At 71.3% G+C, this 24,696-nt stretch carries 23 protein-coding genes and 1 pseudogene; 16 read left to right on the top strand and 8 right to left on the bottom strand.

Translation table 11 applies throughout. The features are described from left to right. The first annotated feature begins 14 nt into the window (after nucleotides 1-14). From dcd to ACPEH2_RS12945, 3 genes are all read left to right on the top strand, one after another. Nucleotides 15-620, top strand: coding sequence for a dCTP deaminase (gene dcd / locus ACPEH2_RS12935; RefSeq protein ID WP_217528540.1), 606 nt, complete (start codon nucleotides 15-17; stop codon nucleotides 618-620). A gap of 85 nt (nucleotides 621-705) precedes the next feature. Then, nucleotides 706-1,056, top strand: coding sequence for a MarR family winged helix-turn-helix transcriptional regulator (locus tag ACPEH2_RS12940; protein ID WP_359920481.1), 351 nt, complete (start codon nucleotides 706-708; stop codon nucleotides 1,054-1,056). 70 nt (nucleotides 1,057-1,126) lie between these two features. Beyond that, nucleotides 1,127-2,797 carry a BCCT family transporter gene (locus ACPEH2_RS12945; RefSeq protein ID WP_359920479.1) on the top strand — a complete coding sequence of 557 codons (1,671 nt, stop codon included), beginning with the start codon at nucleotides 1,127-1,129 and terminating at the stop codon, nucleotides 2,795-2,797. A gap of 18 nt (nucleotides 2,798-2,815) precedes the next feature. Here the strand turns inward: ACPEH2_RS12945 and ACPEH2_RS12950 are convergent. The 4 genes and pseudogenes from ACPEH2_RS12950 to ACPEH2_RS12965 all read right to left on the bottom strand — a co-directional run. Next, nucleotides 2,816-2,968: pseudogene (locus ACPEH2_RS12950) on the bottom strand (hypothetical protein); the annotation flags it as partial. A 207-nt stretch (nucleotides 2,969-3,175) separates the two neighbouring features. Then, nucleotides 3,176-3,934 carry a glucosamine-6-phosphate deaminase gene (locus ACPEH2_RS12955; protein ID WP_359920476.1) on the bottom strand — a complete coding sequence of 253 codons (759 nt, stop codon included), beginning with the start codon at nucleotides 3,932-3,934 and terminating at the stop codon, nucleotides 3,176-3,178. Then, nucleotides 3,931-4,875: a BadF/BadG/BcrA/BcrD ATPase family protein gene (locus ACPEH2_RS12960; RefSeq protein WP_359920473.1), complete on the bottom strand. Its 945-nt coding sequence runs from the start codon at nucleotides 4,873-4,875 to the stop codon at nucleotides 3,931-3,933. The genes ACPEH2_RS12955 and ACPEH2_RS12960 overlap by 4 nt, the downstream gene beginning before the upstream one ends. After that, the gene (locus ACPEH2_RS12965) at nucleotides 4,868-6,025 is read right to left on the bottom strand and encodes an ROK family transcriptional regulator (protein WP_359920471.1); all 1,158 of its coding nucleotides are present in this window, start codon (nucleotides 6,023-6,025) and stop codon (nucleotides 4,868-4,870) included. The genes ACPEH2_RS12960 and ACPEH2_RS12965 overlap by 8 nt, the downstream gene beginning before the upstream one ends. A gap of 199 nt (nucleotides 6,026-6,224) precedes the next feature. Between ACPEH2_RS12965 and ACPEH2_RS12970 the strand changes: the two genes are divergently transcribed. Continuing rightward, nucleotides 6,225-8,573: a glycoside hydrolase family 95 protein gene (locus tag ACPEH2_RS12970; RefSeq protein WP_423718852.1), complete on the top strand. Its 2,349-nt coding sequence runs from the start codon at nucleotides 6,225-6,227 to the stop codon at nucleotides 8,571-8,573. Between the two features lie 59 nt (nucleotides 8,574-8,632). Then, entirely contained in the window at nucleotides 8,633-9,268 is a 636-nt protein-coding gene (locus tag ACPEH2_RS12975) for an NADPH-dependent F420 reductase (protein WP_423718853.1), read from the top strand. Nucleotides 9,269-9,349: 81 nt separating this feature from the next. On the opposite strand, the gene ACPEH2_RS12980 is transcribed toward ACPEH2_RS12975, so the two are convergent. Continuing rightward, a complete protein-coding gene (locus tag ACPEH2_RS12980; RefSeq protein WP_423718854.1) occupies nucleotides 9,350-10,756 on the bottom strand; it encodes an MFS transporter in 1,407 nt (468 codons plus the stop codon). A 191-nt stretch (nucleotides 10,757-10,947) separates the two neighbouring features. Here ACPEH2_RS12980 and dnaK point away from each other — a divergent pair, with 191 nt between their 5' ends. From dnaK to ACPEH2_RS13005, 5 genes are all read left to right on the top strand, one after another. Further along, nucleotides 10,948-12,807 carry a molecular chaperone DnaK gene (dnaK, locus tag ACPEH2_RS12985; protein ID WP_217528520.1) on the top strand — a complete coding sequence of 620 codons (1,860 nt, stop codon included), beginning with the start codon at nucleotides 10,948-10,950 and terminating at the stop codon, nucleotides 12,805-12,807. A gap of 2 nt (nucleotides 12,808-12,809) precedes the next feature. Next, nucleotides 12,810-13,409, top strand: coding sequence for a nucleotide exchange factor GrpE (locus tag ACPEH2_RS12990; protein ID WP_363380079.1), 600 nt, complete (start codon nucleotides 12,810-12,812; stop codon nucleotides 13,407-13,409). Between the two features lie 15 nt (nucleotides 13,410-13,424). Further along, nucleotides 13,425-14,405 (top strand): DnaJ C-terminal domain-containing protein, encoded by a 981-nt coding sequence (locus ACPEH2_RS12995; protein WP_423718855.1) that lies wholly within the window; start codon nucleotides 13,425-13,427, stop codon nucleotides 14,403-14,405. 10 nt (nucleotides 14,406-14,415) lie between these two features. Then, on the top strand, nucleotides 14,416-14,856 hold the full coding sequence (locus ACPEH2_RS13000; protein WP_423718856.1) for a heat shock protein transcriptional repressor HspR: 441 nt from the start codon (nucleotides 14,416-14,418) through the stop codon (nucleotides 14,854-14,856). Between the two features lie 163 nt (nucleotides 14,857-15,019). Next, nucleotides 15,020-15,946 carry a hypothetical protein gene (locus ACPEH2_RS13005; RefSeq protein ID WP_423718857.1) on the top strand — a complete coding sequence of 309 codons (927 nt, stop codon included), beginning with the start codon at nucleotides 15,020-15,022 and terminating at the stop codon, nucleotides 15,944-15,946. Nucleotides 15,947-15,987: 41 nt separating this feature from the next. Here ACPEH2_RS13005 and ACPEH2_RS13010 read toward each other — a convergent pair whose 3' ends face one another. Further along, nucleotides 15,988-16,578: a hypothetical protein gene (locus ACPEH2_RS13010; RefSeq protein WP_423718858.1), complete on the bottom strand. Its 591-nt coding sequence runs from the start codon at nucleotides 16,576-16,578 to the stop codon at nucleotides 15,988-15,990. A gap of 31 nt (nucleotides 16,579-16,609) precedes the next feature. On the opposite strand from ACPEH2_RS13010, the gene ACPEH2_RS13015 reads away from it, so the two are divergent. The 3 genes from ACPEH2_RS13015 to ACPEH2_RS13025 all read left to right on the top strand — a co-directional run bounded on the left by ACPEH2_RS13015 (nucleotide 16,610) and on the right by ACPEH2_RS13025 (nucleotide 20,265). Beyond that, complete coding sequence (locus tag ACPEH2_RS13015) at nucleotides 16,610-17,821, top strand: endonuclease/exonuclease/phosphatase family protein (RefSeq protein WP_423718859.1); 1,212 nt, start codon at nucleotides 16,610-16,612, stop codon at nucleotides 17,819-17,821. Nucleotides 17,822-17,969: 148 nt separating this feature from the next. Next, entirely contained in the window at nucleotides 17,970-19,169 is a 1,200-nt protein-coding gene (locus tag ACPEH2_RS13020) for a glycosyltransferase (protein ID WP_423718860.1), read from the top strand. Between the two features lies 1 nt (nucleotide 19,170). Beyond that, nucleotides 19,171-20,265, top strand: a complete 1,095-nt coding sequence (locus tag ACPEH2_RS13025; RefSeq protein ID WP_423718861.1) for a glycosyltransferase — start codon at nucleotides 19,171-19,173, stop codon at nucleotides 20,263-20,265. Nucleotides 20,266-20,284: 19 nt separating this feature from the next. Here the strand turns inward: ACPEH2_RS13025 and ACPEH2_RS13030 are convergent, their stop codons facing one another. Continuing rightward, complete coding sequence (locus ACPEH2_RS13030) at nucleotides 20,285-20,653, bottom strand: hypothetical protein (protein ID WP_359920445.1); 369 nt, start codon at nucleotides 20,651-20,653, stop codon at nucleotides 20,285-20,287. A gap of 26 nt (nucleotides 20,654-20,679) precedes the next feature. Continuing rightward, nucleotides 20,680-20,811 (bottom strand): hypothetical protein, encoded by a 132-nt coding sequence (locus ACPEH2_RS13035; protein ID WP_423718862.1) that lies wholly within the window; start codon nucleotides 20,809-20,811, stop codon nucleotides 20,680-20,682. A gap of 93 nt (nucleotides 20,812-20,904) precedes the next feature. Between ACPEH2_RS13035 and ACPEH2_RS13040 the strand changes: the two genes are divergently transcribed. From ACPEH2_RS13040 to ACPEH2_RS13050, 3 genes are read left to right on the top strand one after another with little or no spacing between them, the layout of a single operon-like run. Continuing rightward, entirely contained in the window at nucleotides 20,905-21,891 is a 987-nt protein-coding gene (locus tag ACPEH2_RS13040) for a GlxA family transcriptional regulator (RefSeq protein WP_423718863.1), read from the top strand. A gap of 52 nt (nucleotides 21,892-21,943) precedes the next feature. Next, the gene (locus tag ACPEH2_RS13045) at nucleotides 21,944-24,157 is read left to right on the top strand and encodes an ATP-dependent Clp protease ATP-binding subunit (RefSeq protein ID WP_423718864.1); all 2,214 of its coding nucleotides are present in this window, start codon (nucleotides 21,944-21,946) and stop codon (nucleotides 24,155-24,157) included. Continuing rightward, nucleotides 24,154-24,687: a GNAT family N-acetyltransferase gene (locus tag ACPEH2_RS13050; protein WP_423718865.1), complete on the top strand. Its 534-nt coding sequence runs from the start codon at nucleotides 24,154-24,156 to the stop codon at nucleotides 24,685-24,687. Before ACPEH2_RS13045 ends, ACPEH2_RS13050 begins: the two co-directional genes overlap by 4 nt. The last annotated feature ends 9 nt before the right edge of the window (nucleotides 24,688-24,696 follow it).

Here is a 24,696-nt window from a genome sequence, read left to right on the forward strand (position 1 = left end):
AGTAGGCTGGCCGCGTGCTGCTCAGCGACCGCGACATCCGACTCGAGATCGACGGCGGCCGCATCGGCCTCGACCCGTGGGACCCGGCGATGGTCCAGCCCTCGAGCGTCGACGTGCGGCTCGACCGCTACTTCCGGCTCTTCGACAACCACAAGTACCCGTTCATCGATCCCGCCGAGGACCAGCCCGAGCTGACCCGGCTGATCGAGGTCGCCCCCGACGAGCCGTTCATCCTGCACCCCGGTGAGTTCGCCCTCGGCGCGACGTTCGAGCAGATCACGCTGCCCGACGACGTCGCCGCGCGCCTCGAGGGCAAGAGCTCGCTCGGCCGCCTCGGGCTCATCACCCACTCGACGGCGGGGTTCATCGACCCCGGTTTCTCGGGTCACGTGACGCTCGAACTGGCCAATGTCGCGACCCTGCCGATCAAACTGTGGCCGGGCATGAAGATCGGGCAGTTCTGCTTCTTCCGCCTGAGTTCGCCGGCCGAGAACCCCTACGGCACCGGGCCGTACAAGAACCGGTACCAGGGGCAGCGGGGGCCGACGGCATCCCGTTCGTTCCAGAACTTCCACCGCACCGACGTCGGCACGACCGACGCCGGTGCGAAGGGCAACTGACCGCGGCCCGCACGCGCACGGGCCGCACGACGGCGGCCCGCCCTGGATGCGCGGCGGCCCGGGTGGCCCGGGTTTCGGTCCGGGGATGCGGCTGGCAGGCGCGCCCGCCCGCATCCGTCTTCTGGACGCACTCGTCCACGCCGAGCACCCGCTGTCGGTCAGTGAGATCGCCGACGCGATCGGCGTCGACCAGCCGCGCGCCTCGCGCCTCGTGCAGCAGGCGGTCGAGATGGGGCTCGCGGCCCGCGAGGCCGACCCCGACGACGCGCGCCGCACCCGTATCGCGCTGACCCCCGAGGGCCGTCGCCGCGCGGGGGACTTCCGCGGCGAGCGGCGCGAGCGGCTCTCGCGTGCGCTCGCGGACTTCACCGACGCCGAGCGCGCCGAACTCGTGCGTCTGCTGGGCAAACTCGCGGCATCCTGGCCCCGCGACTGACCCGCTAACCCGGAAACCGTCGTCGGCGCAAGAAGGTGAGCGGATGCCGGGGCCTCAGTAGCCTGGCGGGATGTCCGACAGCGCCCCCGTGTCCGAGACCGCCGCCACCTCCACGATCGGCGTGCGCGCCAAGCCGAGCCTCTGGGTGATCGCGCCCGCCGCGATCGTCGCCGTCGTCTTCAGCGCGTTCGCGATCGCGTTCCCGACGCAGGCGGAGGCGTTCTTCGGCACCATCCAGGGCGCCATCATCGACACGTTCAGCTGGTACTACGTCCTCATCACGGCGTTCTTCGTCGCGTTCTGCCTGTTCCTCGGCTTCAGCCGCTTCGGCGACATCCGACTCGGCAAGGACGACGACAAGCCCGAGTTCTCGACCGGTGCCTGGTTCTCACTGCTGTTCGCCGCGGGCATGGGCATCGGTCTCGTCTTCTACGGCGTGAGCGAGCCGCTCAGCCACTTCGTCGATCCGAAGCCCGGCGTCGAGGGCACGCCGGCACAGCTCGCGCAGTCGGCGCTGACGCAGACCTACCTGCACTGGGGCGTGCAGGCCTGGGCCGTCTACGTCGTCGTCGGCATCGCCCTCGCGTACGCCATCCACCGCCGCGGACGCCCGCTCTCGATCCGCTGGGCCCTCGAGCCCATCCTCGGCCGCCGCGTGCGCGGCGGCTGGGGCAACGCGATCGACGCCATCGCGCTCGTCGGCACCCTCTTCGGTGTCGCCACGAGCCTCGGCCTGGGCGTCCTGCAGATCAGCTCCGGTCTCGACAGCGCGGGGATCATCTCGAACCCGGGCCTGCTCGTCCAGGTGATCATCATCGCCGTCATCACGACGGCCGTGCTCTTCTCGGTGCTGTCGGGGGTGACGAAGGGCATGAAGTGGCTGTCGTCGCTCAACCTGATCCTCGCGGGCCTCCTGCTGCTGTTCGTCCTCTTCACGAACGACACGTTCTACCTGCTGCGCGAGTGGGTGCAGTCGATCGGCTCGTACCTGCAGGACTTCATCGGCCTGAGCTTCAGCGTCAGCGCGTTCCAGGGCGCCGAGGGGCAGGCCTGGCAGGCGACCTGGACCTCGTTCTACTGGGGCTGGTGGATCTCGTGGGCCCCCTTCGTCGGCATCTTCATCGCCCGCGTGAGCCGCGGCCGCACCGTCCGCGAGTTCGTCATGGGCGTGCTCATCGTCCCCACCCTCGTGGGCGTGCTGTGGTTCGCCGTGCTCGGCGGCTCGGCGATCAAGCTCGAGATCGACCGCCCCGGGACGATGACCCAGGCCGACGGGTCGGTGAACGTCGAGGGCGCGCTGTTCCAGCTCTTCGAGAGCCTGCCCGCGCCGCTCCTGCTGACCATCGGCGCGCTCGTGCTCATCGCGCTCTTCTTCGTCACCTCGGCGGACTCGGGCGCCCTCGTCATGGGGATGATCGCGACCGGCGGCGACCCCGAGCCGGGCAAGCCCGTGCGCACCCTGTTCACCCTCATCACGGCGCTCCTCGCGATCGCCCTGCTCATCGCGGGCGGCCTCACCGCCCTGCAGACGGCGGCCATCATCATCGCGCTGCCGTTCAGCGTCGTCATGCTGCTCATCTGCTGGGCGACGGTCGTCGCGTTCCAGCGCGAGCGACGCATCTACGAGAAGGCCGAGCGTGCGCAACTGCTCGAGCACATCGGCGAGCACTACGGACTCGAGGTCGAGTCCGAGAACGAGCGCGGCATCCGACTCCCGTGGGGCCGGAAGCGGGGCGACTGAACCGCCCCGCCCCCGGACTCAGACGGTCTCGAACAGGAGCGCGAACGACGCGTCGCGCGCCGGCAGGCGGTACCGGGGCAGCACGCCCGGGCCGCACGTCGCGGGGCCGACGCCCGACTGCGCCATGTCGATCGAGACGTGCGTCGCGGTCGGCTCGGGCAGCAGCGATGCGTGCGACGTAGTGCGGCGTCGACGGTCAGCACGTGGGCGACGCGCGGCTCGCCGGTCGCGCGGGCCTCGGCCGGCAGGCCGATCCGCTCGCGCTGCCGCGGGCCGACGGCGGCCCGTCGAGCGACTGGGTGGGGGCGTCGCTGCGCAGACGCGTGCGCGGGGCGACGGATCCTTCGCCGGGACCGATCCGGGCGACGTCGAAGGCGGTCATCGCGCGGCCTCCGCCGGGAGCGATGCGGGGCTCAGCCGCGACGCGGCGGCGGCGTCGAGGACGAGCGTCACGCGGTCGTGGCGCTGCAGGAAGGATGCCGGCATGTCGGTCGTCTGCGGTCCTTCGACGGCGCGGGCGACGGCCTCGGCCTTCGACTCGCCCCACGCGATCAGGACGATCTCGCGGGCGTCGAGGATGGTGCCGATGCCCTGCGTGAGCGCGTGCGTGGGGACGAGACCGGCGTCGCCGTCGAAGAAGCGGCTGTTGTCGGCGACGGTGCGAGGCGCCAGCTCGACGACACGCGTGCGGGAGTCGGGGGCGGAGCCGGGCTCGTTGAAGCCGATGTGCCCGTTCGCGCCGATGCCGAGGATCTGCAGGTCGACCCCGCCGGCCCCGGCGATCGCCGCCTCGTAGCGGGCGGCGGCCGCGGCCGGGTCGGCGGCCGCACCCTCGGGCACGTGGACGCGCGCGGGGTCGAGCCCGAGCGGTCCGGTGACCTCGCGGGCGATGACGGAGTGGTAGCTCTCGGGGTGGTCGACGGGCAGGCCGACGTACTCGTCGAGGGCGAACGCGGCCGCGCGCGACAGGTCGAGACCGGCTGCCACGCGTGCGGTGAGCGCGCGGTAGAGGGGCTGCGGGCTGGACCCCGTTGCCACACCGAGGACCGGGGAGGCGAGGTCGGCGACCGAGGCGGCGACGACCGCCGCGGCGACCTCGCCGGCGCCGGCCGCATCGGGGGAGAGAAGGATCCTCACGAGAGCACCTTTCGGGGGGAGAGCGAATCGCGGCGGGCGACCGCGAGGGCGAGGGCGCCGACGACGGGGGGTTCGTCGAGCACGTGGAGTCGGAGCGCACCGTGACGCCGCTGCAGTTCGGTGCGCAGGAGGTCGGCGAGCACGGGCTGGGCGGTCATGACGCCGCCCGCGGCGATGACGTCGGCGCCCCGCGCGCCGCGGCCGCGGACGGCGACGACCGCATCGGCGAGGTGGGCGGCGGAGGCTGCGACGACCTCGTGCGCGAGCGGCGAGCCCTCGGCATCCGCCGCGAAGACCTGCGGGGCGAAACCGCCCCACGCCGCCTCGCTCGCCTCGGCCTGGAACCGCAGCGCCAGGTCGACGTGGTCGACGGCGCCGAACGCGTCGAGGAAGCGCGCCGCGAGCGGGTCGGCCATCGCCGCCGCACCGTCGCGGTCGACGGCGCGCAGCAGGGCGACGGCGGCGCGACGGGCGATCCCGGGCGCGCTCGCGTCGTCGGCGATGAGCCAGCCGTATCCGTCGGCGGTCACCGGTTCGCCCTCGCCGTCGAAGCCGACGATCACCGAGCCGGTGCCCGCGATGACGCAGACAGCGGCCTCGAGCCCCATGGCCGGGGCGAGGAGTACCGCATCGTTCACGACCTCGACGTGGCCCGACATCCGCTCGGCCAGCAGTGCCGTCGCCTGCAGTCGCTGGCGGGTGCTGTCGATGCCGTGCGCGCCGACGATCGTCACCTCGGGCGCGGTGCCGACGGTGTCGAGGACGAGGCGGGCGAGCCGGTCGAAGTTCGCCGCGTGGTCGAAGATCGCGCCCTCGCGCCACACCTCGCTCGGGACGACGCGGTCGAGGACCGTCCCGTCGACGAGCGCGCGCAGCTGGGTCTTCGTGCCGCCGACGTCGACGCCGACGACGGACCCGGTGGTCTCGGTGAGGTCAGGCAAGGTAGACCGCCCCCTTCACGTGGTCGATGATGAGCTGCCCGATGCCGACGAGGGCGGCATCCTCGCCCAGCGCGCCCACGACGACGGCGGGCGGGCGGGGGATGCGGCCCTCGAGGCGCCGGGTGACGCCGTCGACGAGCAGGTCGGTGCGCCGCGGCAGGCGGCCGGCGAGGATGACGACGCGGCAGTCGAGGATGACCGACAGGGCAGCGACCGACATCGCGATGTGGTCGAGCAGACGCTCGGCGTTCGCAGAGCCCGACGCGCTCTCGTCGTCGAGGACGGCCATGGTGGATGCCTCGGTTCCGCCGGCCCCGCCGAGGGCGAGCACCCGCGTCTCGAGGTCGCCGCCGGTCGGACGCGGCTGCGAGAACGCCTGCGGGTCGGTGATGAGGTAGCCGATCTCGCCCGCGGCGGCGCCCGCGCCGCGCACGAGGCGGTCGCCCGAGACGATCCCGGCGCCCACGCCGATTCCGAACACGAGCGCCGCGAGATCGCCCGTGCCCTGTCCCGCACCGTGCGTCCACTCGCCGATCGTGACGGCGTTGGCGTCGTTCTCGACGACGACGGGCAGCCCCGTGCGGGTCTGCAGCGCGTCGCGGACGGCGACGCCGTTCCAGCCGAGCTCGACCGAGTCGCTCACCGCGCCGTCCGCGTCGACGACACCCGGGACAGACAAGCCGATCCCCTGCGCCGGGCTGCCGATCTCGGCCGCGACGCGGATGAGGCGTTCGGCGAGGACGCCGACCCCCTCGAGGCGCGACGACGTCGTCAGGTGGCCGTCGGCATCCTGCAGCTGCTGGGTCTCGGTGTGACGTGTCTCGCCGTCCAGGTCGATGAGGGCGCCGCGGGCGATCGCCGAGGTGACGTCGACGGCGACGACCGTGCGGGCTTCGCCGAGGTGGCGGTAGCGGTGGGTGGGGCGGCCGACGCCGCCGGTGTCGCGTTCGACGCCGAGCAGGCCCTCCTCGACCATGCGCGCGCACAGGCGGTGGACCGTGGCCGAGGCGAGCCCCGTGGCCGCGACGAGCTCGGCGCGACCCAGGGGTCCGGCGGTGCGGAGCGCGTCGAGGATCGCGGTGCGGTTGATGCGGGTGACGTCGGCGTTGGTCGCCGTGCCCCGGTTCCCCGCTGCGCGCACGCCGTTCACGGATTCCCTTCCGGACCTTTTCGTCTTACTCTGAGATAAAAGCAGACGGATGCCGGGGGCGCAAGGTCGCACGCGGCACCGTCTATCGTCGGAACGGTGCCCTCGCGGACGCGCGTCCCGCGCGCGAGGCCCGTTGCCCGTCGCGGCCCCGCATCCCCCCGCTGCGGCATCCGGCCGTCACCGGCCGAGAGGAAACCCCATGACCGAGCACGTGCTGTGGTACCGCCGTCCCGCCGAGACCTGGAACGAGGCCCTCCCCCTGGGCAACGGCGCCCTGGGGGCCATGTGCTTCGGCGGCGTCGCCGACGCGCTCCTGCGCCTCAACGACGAGACCGTCTGGTCGGGGAGCCCCGCCAGCGAGCTCGCCGCCCCCCTGGTGACGGCGGACGAGGCCCGCGACGCCCTCGCCGCCGCCCGCGAGGCCGTCGCCGACGGGCGCGAGGACGACGCCGACCTGCTCGTGCGCCGCCTGCAGCACCGTCACGCGCAGTCCTTCCTCCCCTTCGCCGACCTGCGGCTGCGGATCGACGGAGCGGATGCCGCCGAGCTCACCGACTACCGCCGCGAACTCGACCTGCGCACCGCGACCCACACGGCCGGCGGCGGACTCGACGGCAATCGCGTGCACCACCGCACGTGGATCAGCGCACCCCACCGCGTGCTCGTCCACGAGCTCGAGAGCGACGACCCGATCGACGTGCGCGTCGAGATCCAGACGCCGCTGCGCGAGCTCGGCCGGGTCGAGAACGACGCGGCGACGACCCTGCTCGTTCAGGTGCCGTCCGACGTGACGCCCCCGCACGACGAGGTGGACGAGCCCGTCGTCTACGAGGAGGGCGCCGCCGCGGTGCGCGGCGCGCTGCACGCCCGCATCCTCACCGACGGCACCCTCGTGCGCGGCGGCCGCGTCCTGCGCGCCACCCGCGTGACCGTCGTCCTCGCGACCGCGACGACCTTCACCGGGATGGGGCGGATGCCGGAGGGCACCGAGCGTGCGGCGGCGCGGCGCGCGACCGAGCTCGTGAACGCCGCCGTGTCAGCCGGGCTCGACGAGGTGCGCACGGCGCAGCTGCGCGACCACGCCCGCCTCTACGACCGGGCCGAGCTGACCCTCGCGGCGGCGCCGGAGTCGGCCCAGCTCGACACCGCGGAGCGCCTGCGCGCGCTCGGCGACGGCGGCTCCGTCGACGTGGCGCGCGACCCCGGCCCGGCTGCGCTCCTGTTCCACTACGGCCGCTACCTGCTGCTCTGCTCGTCGCGGCCCGGCGGGCTGCCGGCGACCCTGCAGGGCATCTGGAACCAGGACGTGCGCCCGGAGTGGAGCTCGAACTACACGACGAACATCAACGTCGAGATGAACTACTGGGCCGCGCACACGACGAACCTCAGCGAGACCGAGGAGCCCCTGCTGGGACTGCTCGACGCCCTCGCCGACAGCGGCGCCGAGACCGCGCGGCGGCTCTACGACGCCCCGGGTTGGGTCGCCCACCACAACACGGATGCCTGGGGGTACACCCAGCCCGTCGGCGACGGCGAGCACGACGCCGCATGGGCGTTCTGGCCGATGGCGGGGCTCTGGCTCTGCCTGCACCTCGCCGAGCGCGAGGCGTTCGGTGTCACCGACCGCGCCGAACGCCTGCAGGCGTTCCGGCTGCTGCGCGGTGCGACGGCGTTCGCCCTCGCCTGGACGGCGGTGTCGGACGACGGTGTGCGCGGCACCGCGCTGTCGACCTCGCCCGAGAACGTCTTCCGCACGGCGAGCGGCGCCGCGGCGGCCGTCTCGGAGTCGGCGACTCTCGACGTCGTGCTGCTGCGCGCGCACCTCGACGCGTTCGTCCGCGTCGCGCACCTCGTCGGTCAGGAGGACGACCCGCTCGTCGCGCAGGCGGTCGAGGCCCGCGCCCAGCTGCCCGGGATCCCGGTCGTCGACGGGACGATCGCCGAGTGGCCCGGCGGTCGCGAGGCCGTCGACCCGCACCACCGCCACCTGTCGCCGCTCGTGTTCGTCTACCCCGGCACCGAGCCGCTGACCGAGGACCTCGCCGCCGCGGCATCCCGCTTCCTCGACCTGCGCGAGGACGAGTCCACCGGCTGGTCGCTCGCGTGGAAGATCGCCCTCCGCGCCCGCCTCGCTCAGCCCGAGCGCGTCGCCGCGCTCCTCGCGCTGGTCTTCCGCGACATGTCGGTCGACCGCGGCGACCACTCGGGCGGCTTGTACGACAACATGCTCGCCGCGCACCCGCCGTTCCAGATCGACGGCAACCTCGGTTACACGGCGGGTCTCGCCGAGTGCCTGCTGCAGTCGCACGGCGACGGGATCGCGCTGCTGCCGGCGCTGCCCGCGGCGCTCGGCGCCGGATCCGTGCGCGGCCTCGTCGCCCGCCCCGGCATCGAGGTCGACCTCGCGTGGGATGCCGACGGTGTCGTCACCTCGGCGCGAGCGCGGGCCCGCTCAGCGGGTGCCGAGGGAACGCACGCGTTCCGGCACGGCGACCACCGGATGGAGGCCGTGATCGGCTCGGCGTGGAGCGTGCTCATCGGGGAGTGATCGGCATCCCCCAGCCCTCGTTCGGGAATGCCCACGGTCTCGCGGCGTTCCCTCGAGACATGACACACGTAGGAATCATCGGCGCAGGACACATCGGCTCGGCCATCGCTCGCGTGCTGGTCGCTCAGGGCCACCAGGTCGCGATCGCCAATTCGCGGGGCCCCGAGACCCTCACGGACCTCGTCGCCGAGCTCGGTGAGAACGCGCAGGCCATGACCGCAGCGGATGCCGCGGCCTTCGGCGAGTGGGTCGTCGTCACCGTGCCGCTCAAGGCCATCGACGACCTGCCCGTCGCGGAGCTCGCCGGCAAGATCGTCGTCGACACCAACAACTACTACTGGGAGCGCGACGGGCACATCGCCGAGCTCGACGAGAAGAAGACCACGACCTCGCGGATGCTGCAGGACCGCCTGCCGCAGTCGACCGTCGTCAAGGGCTTCAACCACATCCCCGCCGCCGACATCACGACCGACGGCGCCCCCGCGGGATCGCCGAACCGCCGCGCCCTCGCGACCGCGAGCGACTCGCAGGACGGCGTGACCTTCATCACCAAGCTCTACGACGACTTCGGCTTCGACACCGTCAACGTCGGCGGCCTCGACGAGAGCTGGCGCGTCGAGCGCGACCAGCCGGCCTACGTCATCCGGCAGAACGCCGACGAGCTGCGCGAGAACCTCGCCCGCGCCGAGCGCTGAGCCCCGGCATCCGCTCGCGAGCCGACGCGAACGGCACTCCTCCCCGGTGGATGGATGCCGAACGCGTCGGCTCGCGGTCGTTCAGCGCAGGTGCGCGGGACGGGGGAGCTTCACGAAGAGCATCAGCACGAGTCCCAGCACGAGGACGATCGCGATGCCCAGGATGCCCCAGTAGGTCGCCCCGAAGACGGCGATGAAGAGCGTCCACATGGCCGGCGCGAGGAAGCTCACGACGCGGCCTGTCGTCGCGTAGAGGCCGAAGACCTCGCCCTGCATGTGCTCGGGTGTGACCCGGGCGAGGAGCGACCGGGTCGACGCCTGCGCGGGACCGACGAAGGCGCACAGGAGCAGCCCGAGGATCCAGAACGGCAGCTTGCCGGCGTCGTGCAGCAGGAACACCGCGAGAGCCGTCACGACGAGGCCGCCGAGCGAGGTGAGGATGATCGCCCGCGCGCCGTACCGGTCGTCGAGGCGGCCGGCGACGACCGTCGAGATTCCTGCGACGAGGTTCGCGGCGATGCCGAACAGGATCACCTCGTTCGGCGAGAACCCGAAGGCCACGGCGGCGAGGACGCCGCCGAACGCGAAGACGCCGCCGAGCCCGTCGCGGTAGACGGCGCTCGCGAGCAGGAACCACGCGGTCGGGCGGTGCGAGCGGAACAGGTTCGCGATCGAGCGGAAGAACTCGCGGAACCACGCCGCGAAGCCCAGCGGCGGCGCTCCGGCGGGAGCGGGCGGTTCGGGGACGTTGCGGAAGAGCGGGATTGCGAACACGATCGTCCACACGGCGCAGCCGACCGCGATCAGCCGGTAGGCGAGTCCGTTCGACGTGTCGAGGCCGAACCACTCGACCGCGTTCAGGACGACGACCGCGACGAGGGCCAGGATGCCGCCGATATAGCCGAGCCCCCAGCCGAGACCCGACACCTTGCCGACCGTGCGCGGGGTCGAGACGCTCACGAGCAGCGCGTTGTAGTTGACGCCCGCGATCTCGGACGCGACGGCGCCGAGCGAGACGAGGATCGCGCCGACCCAGAAGAACGACGGGTCGGCGAAGACGAAGAACAGACCGAACTGCAGGAGGGCCAGCAGAGCGGTCGCGATCAGCAGCCAGCGCTTCTTGCGGCCCTTCCGATCGGCGACCTGACCCAGGATCGGCGCCAGCAGCAGGATCGCGAGCCCCGCGATCGTCGAGACGAGGCCGTAGCCGCTCGACAGATCCGCGAGGGCGGACTGCTTGAGCGGGTCGTCGTCGGCGAGGGCCGCGATGTCCGCCGGCAGGAAGGTGTCGGAGACGAGGTAGAGCGACACGAAGACGAAGGTCAGGATGACCGAGTTGAACGGCTGGGTCGCCCAGTCCCACATCGCCCACGACACGACGCTCTTGCGCGCGACGGGGTGCTCCTCGAGGTCCTGGAACATCACGGGCAGGGCGCCGCTGTCGGCGGTGGCGGGGATCTGGGGCGTCCCGCCGCTGGAACGCGTCATGAGGCGCACACTACCCCGACCGCGGTACTTCCCGGTGACGTCCGCTGGTCTGCAAACTTGATATGAGTTGGCTCAAGTTGGTTTGACGCGGTCGAGGTATCGGAGTAGCCTTGAGTCATCGCGGCTCAGGTTGTGGCCAGGACCGCGGAAAGACTTCAGATCTACGCAAACGCCACACGAAGGAGAAACACATGGCACGTGCAGTGGGAATCGACCTCGGAACGACCAACTCGGTCGTCGCCGTCCTCGAAGGTGGCGAGCCGAAGGTCATCGCCAACGCCGAGGGTCTTCGCACGACCCCCTCGGTCGTCGCGTTCACGAAGGACGGCGAGGTGCTCGTCGGCGAGACCGCCAAGCGCCAGGCCGTCACGAACGTCGACCGCACCCTCACCTCCGTCAAGCGCCACATGGGCACCGACTGGAAGACCCAGGCGATCGACGGCAAGAACTACACGCCGCAGGAGATCTCGGCCCGCATCCTGCAGAAGCTCAAGCGCGACGCCGAGCAGTACCTCGGTGACACGGTGACGGATGCCGTCATCACCGTCCCGGCCTACTTCAACGACGCCGAGCGTCAGGCCACGAAGGAGGCCGGTGAGATCGCGGGCCTCAACGTGCTCCGCATCATCAACGAGCCGACCGCCGCCGCGCTCGCCTACGGTCTCGATAAGGGCAAGGAGGACGAGCTCATCCTCGTCTTCGACCTCGGTGGTGGAACCTTCGACGTCTCCCTCCTCGAGGTGGGCAAGGACGACGACTTCTCGACCATCCAGGTGCGGGCCACCGCCGGTGACAACCGCCTCGGTGGTGACGACTGGGACCAGCGCATCGTCGATTACCTGATCAAGCAGTTCAAGGACACCAGCGGCGTCGACGTCTCGAGCGACAAGATCGCCCTGCAGCGTCTCAAGGAGGCCGCGGAGCAGGCGAAGAAGGAGCTCTCCAGCTCGCAGTCGACCTCGATCAACCTGCCCTACCTCTCGCTGACCGACTCGGGCCCCGTGTCGCTGTCCGAGACCCTGAGCCGCGCGAAGTTCGAGGACCTCACGAAGGACCTGCTCGACCGCACCAAGAAGCCGTTCGAGGACGTCATCCGCGAGGCCGGCATCAAGGTCGCCGACATCGACCACGTCGTGCTCGTCGGTGGGTCGACGCGTATGCCCGCCGTGAGCGAGCTCGTGAAGAAGGAAGCCGGCAAGGAGCCCAACAAGGGCGTCAACCCGGACGAGGTCGTCGCCGTCGGCGCCGCCCTGCAGGCCGGTGTCCTCAAGGGTGAGCGCAAGGACGTGCTGCTCATCGACGTCACCCCGCTGAGCCTCGGCATCGAGACCAAGGGCGGCATCATGACCAAGCTCATCGAGCGCAACACGGCCATCCCGACCAAGCGCAGCGAGACCTTCACGACCGCCGACGACAACCAGCCGTCGGTCGCCATCCAGGTCTTCCAGGGCGAGCGCGACTTCACCCGCGACAACAAGCCGCTCGGCACGTTCGAGCTCACCGGCATCGCGCCGGCACCCCGCGGCATCCCGCAGATCGAGGTCACCTTCGACATCGACGCGAACGGCATCGTGCACGTGTCCGCCAAGGACAAGGGCACGGGCAAGGAGCAGTCGATGACGATCACCGGCGGCTCGTCGCTGCCGAAGGAGGACATCGAGCGCATGGTGCGCGAGGCCGAGGAGCACGCGGCCGAGGACAAGAAGCGCCGTGAGGCCGCCGAGGTCCGCAACCAGGCCGAGACCCTCTCGTACTCGATCGAGAAGCTCCTGAACGAGAACGCCGACAAGCTGCCCGAGGACGTCAAGACCGAGGTCCAGGCCGACGTCGACGCCCTCAAGACGGCGCTCGCGGGCGACAACGACGACACCGTCAAGGACGCCTACGACAAGCTGAACTCGTCGCAGACGAAGATCGGCGAGGCGATCTACGCCGCCAGCCAGGCCGAGGCCGCACAGGCCCCGACCGACGCGCCGGCCGGTGAGCAGGCGGCATCCGATGAGGATGTCGTCGACGCCGAGGTCGTCGACGACGAGGACGAGAAGAAGTAAGCATGGCGGACAAGGACTTCGAGGGGCCCGACGACGGCGACGAGGTCGTGGACTCCGGGGCTGCCGACCAGGCGGCCCCGGAGGACGCCGCCGACGGTCCCGACACGCAGCCCGAAGAGCTGACGGTCGACGACATCCTCGGCGCCGCCCAGTCCGACGAGGCCGCGGTGGCCGATGCTCCCGCCGAGGAGCACGACCTCGTCCTCGACCTCAAGCGCGTCCAGGCCGAATACGCCAACTACCGACGCCGCACCGAGGAGCAGCGCGAGGTGGAGATCGCGCGCGCCAAGGGTTCCGTCGCGAAGGGGATGCTGCCGGTCCTCGACGACCTCGACCGTGCCGAGAAGCACGGCGACCTCGAGGAGGGCACGCCCCTCGCCGCGATCGCCGACAAGATCCGCACGGTCGTCGCCCGCCTGGGCGTCGAGCGCTACGGCGAAGCCGGTGAGGCCTTCGACCCGCAGCAGCACGAGGCGATCTTCCAGGCGCCCACTCCCGGCACCACCGAGGCGACGATCCTCGAAGTGGTCGAGGTGGGCTACCGCCTGGGCGACCTCGAGCTGCGTCCCGCCAAGGTCGTCGTCGCCGTCCCGGCCGAGTAAGGGAAGGGAGGGGCAATGGCCAGTCAGGACTGGTTCGACAAGGACTTCTACAAGGTCCTCGGTGTGTCGAAGGACGTCTCGGATGCCGAGTTGAAGAAGACGTACCGCAAGCTGGCGCGCACCTACCACCCCGACTCGAACGCGGGGGATGCCGCGGCCGAGGCGAAGTTCAAGGAGATCAGCGAGGCGTACTCGGTGCTCAGCGACAAGGAGCAGCGCGCCGAGTACGACCAGCTGCGCGCCATGGGCTCGGGAGCGCGCTTCCAGCCCGGCGCGAGCGGCGGCGGGTTCGAGGACGTGTTCAGCAGGTTCTCGACCGGAGGAGGCAGCCAGCAGGCCGACTTCGACGACCTGTTCGCGATGTTCGGGCAGCAGGGCGGGGGCCGCTTCGGCTCGGGCCGCTTCGGGCAGCCGAGCGGCGGGTTCCGCGGCTTCGGCGGTCCGCAGCGCGGTGCCGACGTCACCGCCCGCACGACCCTCGACTTCACCACGGCCGTGAAGGGCGACACGATCACCCTGCAGGGCGAGGACGGCAGGCCGATCAAGGTCAAGATCCCCGCGGGGGTCTCGGACGGCCAGAAGATCAAGCTGCGCGGGCGCGGCCGGCCCTCCCCGGACGGCGGCGAGGCGGGCGACATCGTGCTGACGGTGGGCGTGCGCCCGCATCCCGTCTTCACGCGCGAAGGGCTGAATCTCCGCATCCACGTCCCCGTCACGTTCACCGAAGCGGCCCTCGGCGCCACGATCGAGGTGCCCACGCTCGGCGGCGAGGTCGTCAAGCTGCGCGTGGCCCCCGGCACCCCGTCGGGGCGCGTGCTGCGCGTCAAGGGGCGGGGCGTGCAGACCGCGAAGGGCACCGGCGACCTGCTCGCCGAGGTGCAGGTCGCGGTCCCGACGCACCTGGACGGACCGGCGCGCGAGGCGCTGGAACGCTTCCACGAGCTGGAACCCAAGGAGAACCCCCGCGCCGATCTGATGGCCAAGGCGCGCGAGTGAGGTGAGAGGCATGGCGAACGAGCAGGTCGACGAAGAGGCCCCGATCCTGGCGATCGCGGTCGCGGCCGAGCTCGCCGGCATGCACCCGCAGACCCTCCGCCAGTACGACCGGCTGGGACTCGTGGTACCGGCGCGCACCCGTGGCGGGTCGCGCCGGTACTCCCTGCGGCACGTCGCGCAGTTGCGCGAGGTGGCTCAGATGTCGGCCGACGGCGTGAGCCTGCCGGCGATCTCGCGCATCATCGAGCTCGAGAACGAGGTGCGGATGCTGCGCCGCGAGGTCTCGGGACTGCAGGCGCGCCTGCGCGACGAGCTCGCCGCCCGCCGCGGTGCCCGCGTGTTCGCCGCCGGCGCGACCGGCTCGGTCGTCACGCTCCGTCAGGGAACGCGCGTGCGCCGCGCGACCGACGTCGTGCTGTGGCGTCCGCATCCGTCCCCCTCCGACGACTGACGCTTCCGGCGGTCGCCGAGGGGTCGCAGATGGTCGCCCGACGGCGTCTGAAGCGACCATCTGCGACGTCTCGAGGCTTCTCCAGGGTCCGACGGGCGGGCGGATGTCCACAAGGGGTCGACGGGCGGGTGGGTGACGGTGATCGCGGCGGGATCGTTGGCGGATGCCGAGTGTCCTTCCCCCGGGTCTCCCCGACCGCTTCCTCGTCGCGCACGCTCTCGACGCCGGCGTCACGCGCCGTCGGTTGCGGCATCCGTCCCTTGCGGCGCCGTTCTACGGTGTCCGTTCCCGTGAAGAGGCTCACGACGTCGAGGCGCTCGCCCTCGGCTATCTGCCCAAGCTGCGGGCCGGGGAGCATTTCTCGCACGCGACGGCGCTCGTCCTCGCGGGAGGGTGGGCTCCCGATCGACTCCGGTCCGCCCTCGATGTGACCGCGATCCCGCCGATCGTTCGGGCTCGCGGTGCGGGAGTGCGCGGGCACCGTTCCCAGGCGGCCCGCCTCCGGCTGGTGGACGGGATGCCGGTGGTCGAGCCGGCGGTCGCGTGGTGCCAGGCGGCATCCCTTCTCAGCGACCGTGAGCTCGTCGTCGCGGCGGATGCGCTGCTCCGTCGCCACCACCCTGTGCTCACTGTCGATGCGCTGGAGGCCGCGGTCGCCGAGCGGGACGGGTCGCGCGGCGTGCGGCGATTGCGACGTGCGCTCGAGCTCACGGAGCCGCAAACCGATTCCGTCGCGGAGACGTTCCTTCGGCTGGACGCGCGGGAGGCCGGGCTTCCGCCGTTCGAGGTGAATGCCGAGATCCGGGACGCGCACGGTCGGTTCCTCGCCTACGGCGATCTGGTCCACGCGCCGACGAAGGTGCTGCTCGAGTACGACGGGGAGCAGCACCGCCTCGATGACCGTCAGTACGCGCGCGACGTGGATCGGTTGGACGACCTCGCCGCGGCGGGGTGGCGGGTCATCCGGGTGAACCGTTCGCATCGCGGCGCCGCCCGCCGGTGGGCACTCGAGCGCACCCGCGCCGCCCTCCTCGAGCGGGGATGGCGCCCCGAGGCGTCGCAGATGGTCGCTGCGCGTCGGCGAAAGTGACCATCTGCGACGTCTCGGCGACGGGACGCGGATGCCGGGGGTCAGGCGGGGTCGATGCGGAGGGTGCCGGGGCCCTCGCCGACGGTCAGGTCGTCGACCAGTCGCAGCGAGCGGGCGAGGGCGTCGACGGCGGGGATGACGGTGCCGAACCGCTCGCGGTCGGAGATGACCGCGGTGAGTGTCACGAGGTGGGTGCCGGTGTCCCACGTGTAAGACGCGAACGGGGTCTGACGCGGGTTCGGCGGCAGCGGCATCTCGAGCTTCTCGCCGACACCCAGGGGTGAGCCGGTGAACGTGACGGTGTCGTCGTACTCGATCGGCATGCTCGCCCGCATCGTGCGCAGCTGCGGCGTGAGCTCCTGCACCTGGGCCATCGCGACGAGCAGCTCGGGGTTGTCCTTCCACACCCACGCGAGCAGCCGCCCGTCGGCGCGGCGCATGAGGGCGGGGATCGCCTGGCTCATCGCCCACGCCGCCACCTTGCTACCGGGCTGCTCGCGGCCGAACGCGGCGTTCGCCTGGGCGAGCAGCATCCCGATCGCCTTCTTGCGGGCGCGTCGTCCACGGAACCCGAAAGACCCGGTGATCGGGACCCATCGCGCGGGGTCCGCCTGGGCAGAGATTCGCGTCATGCCGACAAGCGTAGGTTGCTACCATCCGCCTATGCTGCGCGTCCCCCACGCTCGCAGCGCCGTCGCAGTGATCGTTGCGATCGCGCTCGCCCTCACCCTTCCCGCCTCGCCCGCGTTCGCCGCCTCCGTCCCTCCCAAGGCCGGCCTCGTGAACTACGTCGGCGCCTCGACGACCTCGCTGACGGTCGACTGGGCCGACATCCCGGGAGCGACGAGCTACTACGTCTACGCCGGCACGAGCCACGCGCAGGTCACGCGGCCCGAGCACCCCGTCAACCAGAAGACCACGACCTCCAAGGCGACGGTCACGGGGTTGAAGCCCGGGGTCGCCTACTTCATCCAGGTGCGCGGGGTGTCGTCGGCGGGCATGGGTCCGCGCTCGTCGCCGGTCGCGCACGAGACGATCACGGCGCAGGCGACCCTGCCGGCGTCGTGGCCGAGCTATCACGCGGTGAGCTGGAACGTCTGCTCCAACGTCTGCTCGGGCATCGCCTCGCGCAAGACCGTCATCGACAAGCGCATCGCCGAGCTCGCCCCCGACATCGTCGCCCTGCAGGAGGCGTCGAAGTACACCGCCGCCCCCACGGGCTACCGGTTGGCCTACAACGGGCAGAACGACATCCTCATCCGCACCGGCCGGTTCGCCCCCGTCGCCGCGAAGTCCGGCGGCGCGACCTCCGGCGCGACGCTCTTCCCCTCGACCTACGCGTCGGCCGGCAAGGGGATGTCGTGGGCCGCCGTGCGGCACAGTTCCGGCGCTTATCTGCTCGTCGTCAACACGCACCTCGTGGTCGGCACCTCGGCATCCGTCGTCCGTCAGCGCGAGTACGAGGCCGGCAAGCTCGCCGACGCGATCTCGGCGACCCTGACCAGGCTGAACAAGACGCATCGGTCGCTCACCGACTGGACGAAGGCGCCGGTGATCGTCCTGGGCGACTTCAACACGCACAAGTCCCGCACCGGCGACAAGACCATGGCGGTGCTCGAGCAGCGCGGCTGGCACGACGCGTACGACCAGGCGCGCGTGCTCAGCCTGCAGCACTACAACACCGCGAACCCGACCATGTCGCTCACCCCGTTCGTCAGCGTCACGTGGGGCGACCACGTCGACAAGGTGCTCGTGCGGCCGTCGCGGTCGGTCGTGTTCCGATGGGCGAACGCGGGCAAGACGGCGGGCGGAAAGTGGATCGGGCCGCTCGGGTCGGACCACCACCCGCTCTCGGTGCGCCTCGGTCTGCGCTGATCCGGGGGCGGGGCGCGCCGGGCTCCCAGCGGAGGAGTTCCCGGCCCCCGGCTAGAATCGAGGCCCGGCGCCCCCGCATCCCTGCGCCCCACCGGTGGGACCCACCACTCCCGCCATCGACGCACAGATTGGCCCGTACCCCGTGACCATGACGCCCCCGGACCATCCCGCTTCTGAACGCGGACCCCTCACCATCGTGATCGCGGCCGACACGTTCGCGCCCGACGTGAACGGCGGCGCACGCTTCACCGAACGCCTGGCCGCCGGGCTCGCCGAGCGCGGCCACCATGTGCACGTCGCGACGCCGAGCGTCGGGCACCGCAACCACGGCGTGTTCACCGAGGAGATCGAGGGGCAGAAGCTCACCGTCCACCGCCTGCCCGGCTGGCGGTATCGGCCCCACGACTGGCTGCGTTTCGTGCTGCCGTGGAGGGGCAAGCACTACGCGCGGCAGATCCTCGACACGGTGGACGTCGACGTCGTGCACAGTCAGTCGCACATCGTCATCGGTCGTGCGCTGACACGCATCGCGAACCAGCGCGGCATCCCGGTCGTGGCGACGAACCACATCATGGCCGACAACATCCTCGACTTCACGCTGCTGCCGAAGTTCCTCTACGACATCTTCCTCAAGATCGCGTGGGCCGATGCGGAGCGCACCTTCAAGATGTCGCGCGCCGTGACGACCCCCACGCGCAAGGCCGCGGAGTTCCTCGAGAGCACGATCGACATCCAGGGTGTCATCCCGATCAGCTGCGGCATCCGCCAGAGCAACTACACACCGGACCTCGCGCCGCGTGAGAAGCGCCGGCGCGTCCTGTTCGTCGGACGCCTCACGACCGAGAAGCACGTCGAGGTCACTCTCGAGGCGATCGCGAAGCTGCCCGACCTCGACATCGAGTTCGAGATCGTCGGGGGCGGCGACCAGCGCAAGAACCTCGGACAGGTCACCCAGCGCCTCGGCCTCGAGGACCGGGTCACGTTCCGCGGCCGGGTCTCGGAGGAGGAGCTGCGGGCGGCCTACACGCGGGCGGACGTCTTCGTCATCGCCTCGGTCGCCGAGCTGCAGTCCATCGCCACGATGGAGGCCATGGCCTCGGGCCTGCCCGTCATCGCCGCGAACGCCGTCGCGCTGCCGCACCTCGTCCACGACGGCGAAAACGGCTACCTCTTCGAGCCCGGGAACGTCGACGAGCTCGCCGAGAAGATCCGCACCGTGCTCACCGCCGACCAGGCCGAGTACTCGCGCATGCAGCACGCGTCGCTCGACGGCGTCGTCATCCACGACATCGAGCGCACCCTCGACACGTTCGAGAAGCTCTACCGCGGCGAACCGCTCGACGTCTGACATGCGTCTGTTCTTCGACGCGCGCTACATCCGCACGGACTTCCACGACGGCATCAGTCGCTACTCGGCCGAGCTCGCGCAGGCGGTGGCGGATGCCGCATCCGCCCACCGCACCGAGGTCACCTTCCTCATCCACGACGAACGGCAGCGGGCGTTCCTGCCGAAGGGTGCGATCACCCTCACGATCCACTCGCCGACGTCGGCCACGGAACCGTTCGCGTCACTGCTGCTGAACCGGCACCGACCCGACGTGCTGTTCTCGCCGATGCAGACGATCGGGTCGGCGGGGCGGCGGTTCCGCCTGATCCTCACGCTGCACGACACGATCTACTACCGGCACCGCACGCCCCCGCGGGCGCTGCCTTGGTACGTGCGGCTGGGGTGGCGGCTGTTCCACCTGTCGTACTGGCCGCAGCGTTTCACCCTCAACGCCGCAGACCTCGTCGCGACGGTGAGCGAGACGAGCGCACGCCAGTTCGCGCGGGTGCGGCTGACGAAGCGACCGGTCGTGGTGATCCCGAACGCGCCGCAACGGCTCGCCGAACTCCTGCCCGAGGGGACGACCGTGGGCGCGGGGCCGGTGCGGAACCTCGTCTACATGGGGTCGTTCATGCCGTACAAGAACGTCGAGACGCTGGTGACGGCGATGCGTCAGCTGCCCGACCACACGCTGCACCTGCTCTCGCGCATCACTCCGGAACGTCGCGCCGAACTGACCGCCCTCGCCGGCGGAGCCTCGGTCGTGTTCCACGACGGGGTGACGGATGCCGCCTACGCGGCGCTCCTCGCGGACGACGCCGCCCTCGTCACGACGAGCCTCGACGAGGGGTACGGGCTGCCGGTGGCCGAGGCGCTGGAGCTCGGGGTGCCCGCCGTCGTGACCGACATGCAGATCTTCCGCGAGGTCGCCGGCGACGGTGCCCTGTACGTCGACCCGCTCGACCCCGAAGCCGTCGTGCGCGCCGTGCGCTCGCTCGACGAGCCCGGCGTGCGCGAGCGGCTCATCGAGGCGGGGACCGCCCACATCCGCACGTTCGACTGGGGTCGGTCGGCCCACATCCTGCTCGCGGCCGCGCGCGACCTCGTCAGGCGCTGATCAGACGGGGCCGCCGGGGTCAGTACAGGGCGGACGCGATGCTGGATGACGCGAAGCTGAGCACGGTGCCGACGATCTGCGCGGCGGCCAGGCCGATCGCGATGCCTCCCAGGAGGCGGCCTGCGACGTGTCGTCGTGCAGCGAGGATGCCGAGGACGAGCGCGACGACCGCGATGAGGCAGGTGAACAGTGCGAACGCGGCGTTGACGACTCCGGCGAGCGTGTAGTTCGACGACGTGTAGAGCGAGATCGAGACCGCTGGCCACAGTCCGCCGAGCAGGATCGGCACGGCGCCGACGATGACGGCGGCGACGGCCAGGCCGCGACCGCGAGCGGGTGGTCGCGGGCTGTAGGAGGGCGGGTACGGCGGGGGGACGGCGGTGCTCATGGGGATCCTCTCGCGAGGACCCGAGTCTAGGGGAGCCGGGGAGCGCGCGGGCAGGTCGGCTGCCGGCGGTAGCCGTCGGTGGCGACGAGGCGGATCGTGCCGATGACGGCGGCGACGCCGACGAGGGACAACAGGATGAGGAGGAGTGCGGCGGTCATGGCAGGAACGCTATGCTTGGCGGCATCCTGCCACGAGTGGCCGTGAAGCCACTGCCCGCAGGAATCCTGCCATCGCGTGACCGGAGGTCGCCCATGATCCGTACCGTCGCCTGCATCGTCCAGTCCGGGTTCGCTCCGTTCGAGTTCGGACTCGCGTGCGAAGCCTTCGGGCTCGACCGCAGCGACGAGGGAATCCCGAACTTCGACTTCCGGATCGTGACCCCGGATCCCGGCGCCGTGCCGAGCAACCTCGCATTCTCCATCAACGTCGGTGAGGACCTGGCCTTCGCCGACGAGGCGGATGTCGTCGTCGTCACTCCGATCCCGCGCGAGGCCTGGGCGAGCGTCGACGCGCGCGTGCTCGAGGTCATCCGGCGTGCAGTTGACCGCGGCGCGTGGGTGCTGACGGTGTGCAGCGGGGCGTTCGCGGTCGCGGCGTCGGGCGTGCTCTCGGGGCGCCGCGCGACGACGCACTGGCGATACGCCGAGACCATGGCGCGCATGTACCCCGACATCGAGGTCGACCCGAACGTCCTCTACGTGCAGTCGGACCGCATCATCACGAGCGCGGGGACGGCGGCCGGGCTCGACGCGTGCCTGCACCTGCTGCGGATCGAGCTCGGCGCCGAGGCGGCGAACACGATCGCGCGGCGGATGGTCGTGCCGCCGCAGCGCGACGGCGGGCAGGCGCAGTTCATCGCGACGCCCCTGCCGGTGTCGACGTCGCTGTCGCTCACGCCGGTGACGGACTGGATGCTGGAGAACCTGCGCCGGGACCTGTCGGTCGATCAGCTGGCGGCCAAGGCGCACATGTCGCCGCGGACGTTCGCGCGCCGCTTCAAGGCCGACTACGGCACGACGCCGGCGGCGTGGCTGGGGCGCCAGCGGATCCTGCACGCTCAGCGGCTGCTCGAGCAGACCGACCTGGGGCTCGACGCGATCGCCTACGAGTGCGGGTTCGGCTCGGCGGCGGTGCTGCGGCAGAACTTCTCGCGGGTGCTCGGCACGACGCCGACGGCGTACCGCGCGCGGTTCGCCTGCGCGGACGATCTCGTCGGAGCCGGTGAGATGGCGTCGTGATAAACTTGAGTCACTTAGGCTCAAGTTTGGACCGACCCTTCAGGAGCAGATGATGAACGCACAAGCCGCCCCCGGGCAGGACGATCAGGGCAGCGCCCTCGAACAGTTCGGCGTCAACCTCACCGACCGCGCCCGGCAGGGCAAACTCGACCCCGTCATCGGTCGCGACGGCGAGATCCGACGGGTCAGCCAGGTGCTCACGCGCCGCACGAAGAACAACCCCGTGCTCATCGGTGAGCCCGGCGTCGGCAAGACCGCCGTCGTCGAGGGGCTCGCGCAGCGCATCGTCGCGGGCGACGTCGCCGAGTCCCTGAAGGGCAAGGAGCTCATCGCGCTCGACATCTCGGCACTGGTCGCCGGCGCGATGTACCGCGGCCAGTTCGAGGAGCGGCTGAAGAGCGTCCTGAAGGAGATCACCGAGTCCGAGGGGCGGGTCATCACCTTCATCGACGAGCTGCACACGCTGATGGGTGCCGGCGGCGGCGAGGGGTCGGTCGCGGCATCCAACATGCTCAAGCCCATGCTCGCCCGCGGCGAGCTGCGCCTGATCGGGGCGACGACGCTCGACGAGTACCGCGAGTTCATCGAGAAGGATGCCGCGTTGGAGCGCCGCTTCCAGCAGGTGTACGTCGGCGAGCCGAGCGTCGAGGACACGATCGCGATCCTCCGCGGGCTCAAGGAGCGGTACGAGGCGCACCACAAGGTCGCGATCTCGGACGGTGCGCTGGTGGCCGCCGCGGCGCTGTCGAACCGGTACATCCCGGCGCGGCAGCTGCCCGACAAGGCGATCGACCTCATCGACGAGGCCGCGTCGCGCCTGCGCATGGAGATCGACTCGGCGCCGCTGGAGATCGACGAGCTGCGCCGGCACGCCGACCGGCTGAAGCTCGAGGAGCTCGCGCTGAAGAAGGAGAAGGACGACGCCTCGAAGGAGCGCCTCGCAGCGCTCCGCGACCAGCTCGTGAAGGTGCAGCAGGAGCTCGACGACCTGCAGGCGCGCTGGGAGCGCGAGCGGGCGTCGTTGAACGCCGTCGGCGACTACAAGACGCGGCTCGACGCGCTGCGGGTCGAGGCGGAGCGGGCGCAGCGCGAGGGCGACCTCGAGCGGGCGTCGCGGCTGCTCTACGCCGAGATCCCCGCGCTCGAGCGCAAGCTCACCGAGGCGGAGTTGGCTGAGGGTGCCGTCGGTGACGGAGCCGAGCGGATGGTGGGCGACCGGGTGACCGAAGAGGACATCGCGGAGGTCATCGCGGCGTGGACCGGCATCCCGGTCGGAAAACTGCTGCAGAGCGAGAGCGCTCGACTGGTGCACCTGGAGTCCGAGCTCGGCAAGCGGCTGATCGGGCAGAAGGCGGCCGTGAAGACGGTGTCGGATGCCGTGCGTCGCTCCCGCGCCGGGATCAGCGACCCGAACCGGCCGACCGGCTCGTTCCTGTTCCTCGGGCCGACGGGTGTGGGCAAGACCGAGCTCGCGAAGGCGCTGGCGGAGTTCCTGTTCGACGACGAGCGGGCGATGGTGCGCATCGACATGAGCGAGTACGGCGAGAAGCACGCCGTCGCGCGGCTCGTCGGTGCCCCACCCGGGTACGTCGGGTACGAGCAGGGCGGTCAACTCACCGAGGCGGTGCGGCGCCGGCCGTACTCCGTGGTGCTGCTCGACGAGGTCGAGAAAGCGCACCCCGAGGTGTTCGACGTGCTGCTGCAGGTGCTCGACGACGGACGGTTGACCGACGGCCAGGGGCGGACGGTGGACTTCACGAACACGATCCTCGTGCTGACGAGCAACATCGGGTCGCCGGTGCTCATCGATCCGACGCTGACGGACGAGACGAAGCGCGAGCAGGTGATGACGATGGTGCGGCAGGTGTTCCGCCCCGAGTTCCTGAACCGACTCGACGACGTCGTGATGTTCTCGCCGCTGTCCGAGTCGGACCTTGCGCAGATCGTCGAGCTCGCCGTGGATGCGTTGCAGCGGCGCCTGCGCGATCGTCGACTGACGCTCGCGGTGACGCCGGACGCGCGCGCCTGGCTCGCCGAACGCGGGTACGACCCGCTGTTCGGTGCGCGGCCGCTGCGGCGGCTGATCCAGTCGGAGATCCAGGACCGGCTCGCGATGGCGCTGCTGTCGGGCGGTGTGCACGACGGTGACGTGGTGCGCGTGGACGTCGCGGTCGACGGGTCGCAGCTCGTGCTCACGAGCAGCGGTCCGGCGCCGGCCGAACCGGGCGAGGATGACGTGATCGAGGCGGAGCTGCTCGACGGATGACCTCGCTCGGGGCGGGGGTTCTGCTGCGTGAGCCGGCGGTGACGGATGCCGCGGCCCTCGCCGACGCGTACCGCCGGAACCGCGAGCGCCTCGCGCCGTGGGAGCCGGTGCGGGCGGAGTCATTCTTCACCGAGCCGGGCCAGCGGGCCGAGCTCGAGGCGGTGCTGCGGGACCGCGATGCCGGGGTCGCTGCGCCGTTCGTGCTGGTGGCGGGGGAACGCCTCGTCGGTCGGGTGAACCTGTCGGGCATCGTCCGCGGCGCGTTCCAGAGCGCCAACCTCGGGTACTGGATCGACGGCGGGTTCGCGGGTCGCGGCGTCATGACCGCGGCGGTGGATGCCGTGGTGCGCGCCGCCGCCGAGGAGTGGGGCCTGCATCGGGTGCAGGCCGGCACGCTGCTGCACAACGCGGCGTCGCAGGCGGTGCTGCGGCGGTGCGGGTTCATCGAGATCGGGATCGCGCCGGGGTACTTGAAGATCGCGGGGCGCTGGCAGGACCATCTGCTGTTCCAGCGGATCCTCGGGGGCTGAGGCGGTGGC

The organism is Microbacterium sp. NPDC064942, from assembly GCF_049545525.1.
Classification (GTDB): Bacteria; Actinomycetota; Actinomycetes; order Actinomycetales; family Microbacteriaceae; genus Microbacterium; species Microbacterium gawkjiense.